The sequence below is a fragment of the Allobosea sp. FW305-C-101 genome, assembly GCF_058783685.1.
This window is the reverse complement of sequence record NZ_JBYSYT010000011.1, coordinates 84,455-92,568: the sequence shown is the minus strand read 5'-3', so window position 1 is coordinate 92,568 and position 8,114 is coordinate 84,455. Positions and strand designations below refer to the sequence as shown.

Below are 8,114 nucleotides of genomic sequence, written 5' to 3'. Positions count from 1 at the left end.
CTGGCGGTCATAGCCGGAGCCGGTATCCTCATCGATCGTCAGGGACTGCCAGCGGGCGTCGTTGCCGAAGGCGGCGCGCAGCTCGGCTGACGAGAGATAGTTGAAATAGCGGCCGAGGCCGTCGCGCCCCTCGGCCTCGCCAGCCTTGAAGCTGGCATAGAGGACGCCGCCTGGACGCAGGGCACGGTGTATCCGGTCGATGATGCCGGGCAGGGCCGGGCGCGGGGCATGCAGCAGGCAGGCATGCGCCCAGATACCGTCATAGGCCGCGATGTCCTGCAGATCCTCGAAGAGCAGGACGCCGACCGGGCGGCCGAGGCGCTGTTCGGCTTGCGCCGCCAGTTCCGGTGAGCCGTCCGTCGGCACGACATCGAAGCCACGCCGCAGCATCTCCTCGCTATCCTGGCCGCCGCCGCAGCCGAGTTCGAGAATCCGCGCGCCGGGCCTGAGCCCGGCGACGAAGGGATCGATGCGGCGGTGCTCGGCCAGCCGGTCGCGGCCGGCATAGGCGCTGGCTTCCTCGGCATAGAAGCCGAGAGTCTGGTCGTCCTTGCTCGACATGATCGGCGTCAGTTGCTGCCGGAGCGGATCGCGACGGTGGCGACGCCGGCCCCGATCAGGAGCGTGCCGCCGGCCTTGTTGAACAGCCCGATCGCGCGGGGATTGCTGACCACGGCCCGTGCCCGCGAGGCGATCAGCGCGTAGCCCATGGCATTGGCGAAGGCGAGCGTGATGAAGGTCGCCTCGAAGATCAGCATCTGAGTCCAGAAGTCGCCCCTGGTGTCCAGGAACTGGGGCAGGAAGGCGACGAAGAAGGTGATGCTCTTCGGGTTGAGCGCCGTCACCAGCCAGGCATGGCCGAGCATCTTCCAGCCGGGAGCGGCATCCTCGCGCGGCTTGGCGTCGAGCGTGCCGCCGGCCCGGAAGAGCTTGATGCCGAGCCAGACCAGATAGGCCGCGCCGATCCACTTCAGCGTGGTGAAAACCAAAGCGGAGGTGGCGAGCAGGGCGCCGACACCGAGCATCGAGAGCGTCATCGCCGTGAAATCGCCGAGCGCGACGCCGACGGCGATCGGGAAGGCGGTGCGCCAGCCCTGGCCGAGCGCATAGGAGATGACGAGGAGGATGGTCGGTCCGGGAATGACCAGAAGGACGGCGGTGGCGGCGGTGAAGGCGATCCAGGCTTCGAAGGTCATGATGGTGGTGGCTCCGCTAAAGACCAGAGCCATCACCAGAAGCGGGGGTTTGTAAAGAGCCGAATTGAAGCCGTGTCAGACCGGCTCAGCGCGTGCCCTTGAGGAAGTCGCAGAGGCCCTTTTTCACAGCCTCTTCAGGCGCGATCTGGCCGGGCTGGACGGTGAAGGCGATGTCGATGCGGGTGCCGGTCGGCTGCTTGCGGGTCGTCACCTTCAGGATCTGCGGGCGGCCCGAGCCGGTGACCTCCTGCATGGCGGTGATCGTGCCGTTCGCCTTGTCGGTGCGGATATCGCCGAAATCGCGATCGGCCTCGATCGCCCGGAGGATCGCAGGCAGCACGGCGGCCGGAGCCTTCTTCGAGAGGTCCCAGGTCTTGTAGGTGATCTGCGACACCATCGGGACGCCCGACGAGGTGAAATTGGTGGCGCAGGGCTGGGCCTGAGCCGTGCCGACGGCGGCGAAAGAGGCGGATGCGGCAATGACGAAAGGAATGAAAGAACGAATGGACATCTGAACGCTCGCTGGGAGTGACGGATGTCGCTGGTTAGCGAGGCTGCGGAGGCCTGTCACCGTAACCCAGGGGCACGCGCGGCTCCGGATCGGCCGCGACGACGAGCACCCACCAGACGCGGTAGCTGGTGCGCGGGTCCTTGGAGAGCGCGATGCCGTAGCGGGTCGCTTCCTTCATGCGCAGGTTCGCGTCATGGCCCGGCGACTTGCGCCAGCCGTCGAAGGCTTCCTCGACCGAGAAATAGCCGCCGCCGAGATTCTCGGCCGCCCGCGCGCTGTCGACACCGGCGGCGTGGATGCGAGCGGTGAAGTCGCCGCCTGCATCATGCGACAGGGCGTTCTTCGCCACCATGGCATCGGCCTGGCGCTGCGCCATCGCCATCAGGCGCGGGTCCGGCCGGACCGGGCCGAGACCCTGGCTCGCGCGATAGGCGTTGAGGATGCGCCCGGCTTGGGCGGGGTCGAGCGAGACGGCCGCGACCTTCTCGACCATGCGCGGATCGAGCGGGCCCTCGCGACGCGGGTCGCCGGCGCAGGCGGCCAGCAGAACGGAGAGGGCCAGCAGGATCGAGGCAGGTTTCAGTGTCATGGGCCGGCACGTTTGCGAATCGGGCCGCAGCGATGCCGCCCGATCAGGGCCTTTCTGGGGCCGCGCGATTTCCGTGATTTAGCTGCGTGCGCCGCCGATCACGCGGCAGAACGCCTTGCGCACATAATCCTCCGGCGCGACCTGTCCGGCCTGGACGACGAAGACCGCATCGACGCGGGTGCCCTTGCCGTTCTTGCGGGCAGTGATGCGCAGGGTCTGCGGACGCCCGGAGCCGGTGGTTTCCTGAATGGCGACGACGGCGCTGGTCGCCTTGTCGATGCGCATATCGGCGAAGCCTTCGGCCGAAACCGCGGCGCCGAGATCGCTGAGCACGGCTGCAGGCTGGCGGTTGGGGATGAGGTCCCAGGTGCGGTAGCTCAGCCCGGTCATCATCGGCACGCCATCGACCTTGAAGTTGCTGGCGCAGGGCTGGGCCATCGCCGGGGCAAGGCTGGCAAGCACGAGGCCGGCAGCGAGGGGCAAGCTGCGAAGGGCGGAAAAGCGCATCGTCGGTCCCTTGATGATGAATCGAACCGTCCAGCAATGCGTGGAAGAGGGCGGCCGTGCAACCCGAGCGCCATTTTCAGCGCCTGCCTGTCCCCAAAACTTGACTTTCGCCACAGTCTTCCGCTTTAAGACCGCATCCGTTTCGCCGACATCGCCGAAACCACATCCGCCGACCGGGCCGCGCAAGCCGCTTCCATGAGCCCGGAGGTCAACGCCCGACAGCGCGATTGCGCCCTCGGGCGCGAAACCGCTTGGCGATGAGGCTCTGGCGCTGAAGGCTTCCTGAGGCAAGCAGGCAGGTCCGCATGTTCGGCACGCTGAGCGACAGGCTCTCCGGCATCCTCTCGGGGCTGACCCGCAGGGGTTCGCTGACCGAGGAGGACGTCAACGCGGCGCTCCGCGAGGTGCGGCGCGCGCTGCTCGAGGCCGATGTCGCACTCGAGGTCGTCCGCAGCTTCACCGACAAGGTGCGCGAGCGCGCCGTCGGCGCCGAGGTGCTGAAGTCGGTCACGCCCGGCCAGCAGGTCATCAAGATCGTCAACGACGTCCTGATCGAGACGCTGGGCGGCGAGGGCGAGGGCATCAATTTCGATGCCGTGCCGCCGGTTCCGGTCCTGATGGTCGGCCTTCAGGGCTCGGGCAAGACGACTTCGACCGCGAAGATCGCCAAGCGCCTGACCGAGCGCCACAAGAAGAAGGTGCTGATGGCGTCGCTGGATACGCGACGCCCGGCCGCCATGGAACAGCTCGCCATCCTCGGTCAGCAGGTCGGCGTGCAGACGCTGCCGATCGTTGCCGGCCAGTCGGCGGTGCAGATCGCCAAGCGCGCTGTCGAGGCCGCCCGCCTCGGCGGCTACGACGTCGTGATGCTCGACACCGCCGGCCGCGTGACGCTCGACGACACGCTGATGGCCGAGGTCGCCGAGGTCAAGGCCGCGACGAACCCGCATGAAGTGCTGCTCGTCGCCGACGCGCTGACCGGTCAGGACGCCGTCAACACGGCCCGCGCCTTCGATGCCCGCGTCGGCCTCACCGGCATCGTGCTGACCCGCATGGACGGCGATTCGCGCGGTGGTGCGGCGCTCTCGATGCGCGCCGTCACCGGCAAGCCGATCAAGCTCGTCGGCATCGGCGAGAAGGTCGACGAGCTCGACGAATTCCATCCCTCGCGCGTCGCCAACCGCATCCTCGGCATGGGCGACATCGTCTCGCTCGTCGAGAAGGCGGCGCAGACGATCGATGCCGAGCAGGCGCAGGCCACCGCTCAGCGCATGGCCAAGGGCCAGTTCGATCTCTCCGACATGCGCGCACAGCTCCAGCAGATGGAAAAGATGGGTGGCATCGGCGGCGTGATGGGCATGCTGCCCGGCATGAAGCAGGCGCAGTCCCAGCTCGCCAATGCCGGCGTCGGCGACAAGATGTTCAAGAGCATGATCGCCGCGATCGACTCGATGACGGCGGCCGAGCGCAAGAATCCCGACCTGCTCAAGAACAGCCGCAAGAAGCGTATCGCTGCCGGCTCCGGTACTACGGCCGAGCAGATCAACAAGCTGCTCAAGATGCATCGCGGCATGGCCGACGCCATGAAGATGATGGCCAAGCAGAAGGGCGGCATGCTCGGCAAGCTCGGTTCGATGTTCGGGCTCGGCGGCGGCCTGCCGGCCGGCATGCCCGATCCCTCGAAGATGGACCCGGCCCAGCTCGCGGAATTGCAGAAGCAGCTCGGCGCGGGCGGCGGCCTGCCCTCGATGCCCCCGGGTGGCTTCCCCGGCCTGCCGAAGGGCGTGACCCCGCCGGCCGGGATGATGCCGAAGCTGCCGGGCCTGGGCGGCAGCGGCTTGCCCGGCCTGGGTAACCCGTTCGGGGGCAAGAAGAAGTGATTCCCGTTCTGGAAACAGAGCGGTTGCGGCTGCGCGGCTGGACGGCCGCCGATTTCGACGTGCTCGTCGATTTCTATGCCGACGAGAACCTGACCCGCTATGTCGGCGGGACCAGCGACCGCTGGGACGGATGGCGCCGCTTTTCCAGCATGGCCGGCCATTGGGCGCTGCGCGGCCACGGCCTCTGGGCGCTGGAGGCGAAGGACGACCGCAGGCTCGTCGGCTGGTGCGGCCTGCTCTCGCCGGAAGGCTGGCCCGAGCCGGAGATCGGCTGGAGCCTGTTCGCAGGCGAGCATGGTTGCGGCTATGCGACCGAGGCTGCGCTGCGCGCCCGTGACTATGCCTATCGTGACTTGGGATGGACGACGCTGATGAGCCTGGTCCACCCCGACAACCGACCCTCGATCCGCGTCGCCGAACGTCTCGGCGCGCGCTTCGAGAAACCCTTCGTGATCCGTGGCACCGAGGTCGGCATCTACCGGCATCCGGCGGCTACGCCTGCGAAACACTGAACCTGAAACCAAACCTGACCGGAGAAGACCCATGTCCCTCAAGATTCGCCTGACCCGCGGCGGCGCCAAGAAGCGCCCCTACTACCGCATCGTCGTCGCCGACTCGCGCTCGCCGCGCGATGGCCGCTTCATCGAGAAGATCGGCTCCTATGATCCGATGAAGGCCAAGGACGCCGCCGACCGCGTCGTGCTCGACATCGAGAAGGTCCAGGCCTGGCTCGCCAAGGGCGCCCAGCCGACCGACCGCGTGCTGCGCTTCCTCGACGCCGCCGGCCTCGTCAAGCGCGCTGCCCGCAACAACCCGAACAAGGCTGTTCCCGGCGAGAAGGCCAAGGAGCGCGCCGAGAAGAAGGCCGAGAAGGCCGCTGCTCCGGCCGCTGAAGAAGCCGCCGAGGCGTGAGCCTGATCGTCCGCACGTCGGTCTCGGGCGAGGTACAGCCTCGGCCCGAGGGTTTTCTCAAGGAGATGTCCGGCTCGAGGCCGGGCATGGCGTGCTGACATGAGCGACCTCATCCTGCTCGGTATCGTCGGCGCGCCGCATGGCGTGCGCGGCGAGGTCAGGATCAAGACCTTCACCGGCGATCCCCTCGGGATCGCCGGTTACGGCCCGCTGACCGACGGCAAGGGCCGCAGCTTCGAGATCACCGATATCCGCCCGGCCAAGGAAGTGGTCGTCGCCCGGCTCAAGGACGTGACGACGCGCGAGCAGGCCGAGGCGCTGAACGGGACCGAACTCTTCGTCGCCCGCGACAAGCTCTCGGCGGATGCCGATGAAGACGAGTTCCTGCATGCCGACCTGATCGGCTGCAGTGTCGTCGGGCCTGATGGAGCGGTGCTCGGCACCGTCACCATGGTCGAGAATTACGGGGCCGGCGACCTGCTCGACATCAAGACGCCGGACGGCCGCTTCGTCCTGATGCCCTTCACCAAGGCCTTCGCGCCGCGCATCGACATCGCCGCGCGCCGGATCGAGGCCGAGCCCCCCTTGGGATTGTTCGAGCCCGACGATGACAAGCAATAGGCCGGCCCGCGCGCTGATCTTCGACATGGACGGCACCATCGTCGACAACATGCGCTTCCATGACGATGCCTGGGAGAGCTGGCACGTCAGCAACAAGCTGCCCTTCGACCGCGAGACCTTTTCGGCCCGCACCGCCGGCATGGCGCTGGGCGAGATCGTCGGGCCTTACTTCCCGGACGCCACCGCCGACGAGATCGCTGCGATGGGCGATGCCAAGGAAGCGCTTTATCGCGAGGCCTATCGCCCGCATGTCGCGGCGACCGCCGGCCTGCTCGATCTGATGGCACGCGCCGATGCGGCTGGCGTGCCGATGGCGGTCGGCACCGCCGCGCCGCCTGACAATATCGAGGTGGTGCTCGATGCGCTGGACCTGCGCCGGCGCTTCTCGACGATCGTCTCGCCGAGCCAGGGTTTTCGCGGCAAACCGCATCCCGACATGTTCCTGGCCGCAGCCGAGCGCATGAAGGTCGATCCGGCCGATTGCATCGTCTTCGAGGATGCACCGCTCGGCGTCGAGGCGGCCCGCCGCGCCGGCATGCGGGCCGTGGCTTTGCTCACCCTGCTCGGTCCCGAAGGTTTCGCAGCTTACGACAACCTGATCGCCTCGGTTCCGGATTTCACGGCGCTGGACGGGTTGCCTGCGCTGCGCTTTGCTTGAAGGCATGTCCTTCCGCGCCTCGATCCTGACGCTCTATCCGGAGATGTTTCCGGGGCCGCTCGGCATCTCGCTGGCCGGCGAGGGGCTGCGCAAGGGGCTGTGGTCGCTCGATACCCATCAGATTCGTGAGCACGGCATCGGCCGCCATCGCAGTGTCGACGACAATCCGGCCGGCGGCGGCGCCGGCATGGTGCTGCGCTGCGACGTGCTGGCGGCGGCGATCGATGCCGCTGTGCCGGCTGACGATGCACGCCCGCGCCTGCTGATGTCGCCGCGCGGGCGGCCGCTCAAGCAGGAACAGGTCCGCGACTGGGCTGAAGGGCCCGGCCTCGTCATCGTCTGCGGGCGCTTCGAGGGCGTCGATGAGCGGGTGATCGAAGGGCGCAACCTGATCGAGGTCTCGATCGGCGACTACATCCTCTCGGGCGGCGAGATGGCGGCGTTGACCCTGCTCGACGCTTGCGTGCGATTGATCCCCGGCGTGATGGGCAAGGTCGCTTCGGGCGAGGACGAAAGCTTCGAGAACGGCTTGCTCGAATACCCGCATTATACCCGCCCGCGCGAATGGGAGGGCCGTGGCCTGCCGGACGCGCTGCTCTCCGGCGACCACGCCCGCATCGCGAAATGGCGGCGGGTGGAGGCGGAGCGGATCACGCGGGAGCGACGGCCGGATTTGTTGAAGGCGCGCGGCGAGGACTGAGACCTGCCGTCATTCTCGGGCGGAGCGCAGCGCAGACCCGAGAATCTCTTCGCCGGAGGAGGTGCCTTTTCCTGCACGAGATGCTCGGGTCAAGCCCGAGCATGACGGCTGTTCTTTATGGGTAAGCCGTCACCGGCAGCTTCTCGGCCAGCCAGCCGCCCGGCCCAAGCACCCCTCCACGCACGCCCGCGAGATCGCGCCAGCCGCGCCCGGCGAGCTTCTGCGCGACGGCGACCGCCTGCGCGCCTGTCCGGTCGATCAGGACGATGCGCTTGCCGGGATGGTCGAGGCGCAAGCCCGCGATCCTGACCTCGAAGGCCGGTGCATCGACATCCAGTGCGAGAGCGCCCTGCGGCAGGCCGGTATCGGCCCATTCCTGCGCGCCGCGGATATCGACGAGCAGGATGCGCTTCGCCTGCGCCGCCTCATGGGCCTCGCGCGGTGAAAGCGTCGTTGCCGATTGCCCGAAAACGAAAGAGGCCGGGAGCATGAAGCTCCCGGCCAGAACGATCCGGCGCGTGGCGGCGCCCTTGGTCATCG

General features: G+C 67.9%; 12 protein-coding genes. 6 read left to right on the top strand and 6 right to left on the bottom strand.

Annotation, left to right across the window (positions count from 1 at the left end):
• The 5 genes from AC3WMA_RS25545 to AC3WMA_RS25525 form a co-directional block, all read right to left on the bottom strand.
• Window positions 1–561: class I SAM-dependent methyltransferase (locus AC3WMA_RS25545; RefSeq protein ID WP_492288068.1), on the bottom strand; the 561-nt coding region annotated here is incomplete at its 3' end.
• 8 nt (window positions 562–569) lie between these two features.
• The gene (locus AC3WMA_RS25540) at window positions 570–1,196 is read right to left on the bottom strand and encodes a LysE family translocator (protein WP_492288067.1); all 627 of its coding nucleotides are present in this window, start codon (window positions 1,194–1,196) and stop codon (window positions 570–572) included.
• 85 nt (window positions 1,197–1,281) lie between these two features.
• Window positions 1,282–1,707, bottom strand: a complete 426-nt coding sequence (locus tag AC3WMA_RS25535; protein WP_492288066.1) for a hypothetical protein — start codon at window positions 1,705–1,707, stop codon at window positions 1,282–1,284.
• Window positions 1,708–1,741: 34 nt separating this feature from the next.
• Window positions 1,742–2,296, bottom strand: a complete 555-nt coding sequence (locus AC3WMA_RS25530; RefSeq protein ID WP_492288065.1) for a CAP domain-containing protein — start codon at window positions 2,294–2,296, stop codon at window positions 1,742–1,744.
• A 78-nt stretch (window positions 2,297–2,374) separates the two neighbouring features.
• Window positions 2,375–2,803, bottom strand: coding sequence for a hypothetical protein (locus AC3WMA_RS25525; RefSeq protein ID WP_492288064.1), 429 nt, complete (start codon window positions 2,801–2,803; stop codon window positions 2,375–2,377).
• Window positions 2,804–3,108: 305 nt separating this feature from the next.
• Here AC3WMA_RS25525 and ffh point away from each other — a divergent pair, with 305 nt between their 5' ends.
• The 6 genes from ffh to trmD all read left to right on the top strand — a co-directional run bounded on the left by ffh (window position 3,109) and on the right by trmD (window position 7,574).
• Entirely contained in the window at window positions 3,109–4,683 is a 1,575-nt protein-coding gene (gene ffh / locus AC3WMA_RS25520; RefSeq protein WP_492288063.1) for a signal recognition particle protein, read from the top strand.
• Complete coding sequence (locus AC3WMA_RS25515) at window positions 4,680–5,195, top strand: GNAT family N-acetyltransferase (protein WP_492288062.1); 516 nt, start codon at window positions 4,680–4,682, stop codon at window positions 5,193–5,195. The genes ffh and AC3WMA_RS25515 overlap by 4 nt, the downstream gene beginning before the upstream one ends.
• A gap of 31 nt (window positions 5,196–5,226) precedes the next feature.
• Window positions 5,227–5,595, top strand: a complete 369-nt coding sequence (gene rpsP / locus AC3WMA_RS25510; RefSeq protein WP_257731397.1) for a 30S ribosomal protein S16 — start codon at window positions 5,227–5,229, stop codon at window positions 5,593–5,595.
• A 99-nt stretch (window positions 5,596–5,694) separates the two neighbouring features.
• Complete coding sequence (gene rimM / locus AC3WMA_RS25505) at window positions 5,695–6,216, top strand: ribosome maturation factor RimM (RefSeq protein ID WP_492288061.1); 522 nt, start codon at window positions 5,695–5,697, stop codon at window positions 6,214–6,216.
• Window positions 6,203–6,874 carry an HAD family hydrolase gene (locus tag AC3WMA_RS25500; RefSeq protein WP_492288060.1) on the top strand — a complete coding sequence of 224 codons (672 nt, stop codon included), beginning with the start codon at window positions 6,203–6,205 and terminating at the stop codon, window positions 6,872–6,874. The genes rimM and AC3WMA_RS25500 overlap by 14 nt, the downstream gene beginning before the upstream one ends.
• Window positions 6,875–6,878: 4 nt before the next feature.
• The gene (gene trmD, locus AC3WMA_RS25495; protein WP_492288059.1) at window positions 6,879–7,574 is read left to right on the top strand and encodes a tRNA (guanosine(37)-N1)-methyltransferase TrmD; all 696 of its coding nucleotides are present in this window, start codon (window positions 6,879–6,881) and stop codon (window positions 7,572–7,574) included.
• 115 nt (window positions 7,575–7,689) lie between these two features.
• Here trmD and AC3WMA_RS25490 read toward each other — a convergent pair whose 3' ends face one another.
• Window positions 7,690–8,112 carry a rhodanese-like domain-containing protein gene (locus tag AC3WMA_RS25490; RefSeq protein WP_492288058.1) on the bottom strand — a complete coding sequence of 141 codons (423 nt, stop codon included), beginning with the start codon at window positions 8,110–8,112 and terminating at the stop codon, window positions 7,690–7,692.
• Between the last annotated feature and the right edge of the window lie 2 nt (window positions 8,113–8,114).